Origin of the sequence: Maribacter sp. ACAM166, from assembly GCF_005771495.1 — a bacterium.
Classification (GTDB): domain Bacteria; phylum Bacteroidota; class Bacteroidia; order Flavobacteriales; family Flavobacteriaceae; genus Maribacter.
The window spans coordinates 1-738 of sequence record NZ_VAUW01000099.1 but is presented as its reverse complement, the minus strand read 5'-3'; the positions used below and the strand labels follow the sequence as shown (position 1 = coordinate 738).

General features: G+C 44.3%; 1 protein-coding gene. It reads left to right on the top strand.

Going from position 1 to position 738, the window contains the following annotated elements:
* Window positions 1–738, top strand: a 738-nt coding sequence (locus ES765_RS21980) for a hypothetical protein (RefSeq protein WP_171017407.1), incomplete at both ends; no start/stop codon positions are given.

Genomic DNA, 738 nt, shown 5'->3' with positions numbered 1-738 from the left:
TGGATAATACGGACGATCAAACGATTACGACATTCAGTCTTGATGATACGACGGATGTACTGACCCTGACCTTAGAAGATGGAGGGACACAAACGGTGGACTTCACTACGGTATTGGCGGCAGCGGGTACAGACGATCAAACAGCTACGGAAGTAACATATAACAATGCTACTAGCGGATTATCTAGTACGGATACCCAAGCAGCCATAGATGAGCTTAAGGCTGATGTTGATACATTTGCAGCAGGTTCCGGACAGACCAATACAGCCTCTAATGTAGGAGCTACTGGTGTAGGTACGTTCGCAAGAAAAACAGGAGCAGATTTAGAATTTAAAAACATTACCGCAGGATCTAATAAAATAAGCATTACGAACGATTCTGGAAATGATGAAATAGACGTTGATATTAACGAGGCTAATTTAACGATAATAGAAAGCCAGATATCAGATTTAACACACACAGTAGATACCGACGACCAAACGGCTATAGAAGTAAGTATTGCAGATGCAGCGGGCAACTTCACATCAATTGAAGTTGAGGGCGCATTGGCTGAATTGGCTGTTGGCAGCACGGACGACCAGGGGTTGAGTTTGGCAGCAGGCAACATATTGACCTTAGAGGATGGTGGAACAGTAAACCTGTCTACCTTGTTGGATAATACGGACGATCAAACGATCACGACATTCAGCCTTGATGATACGACGGATGTACTGACCCTGACCTTAGAAGATGGAGGGA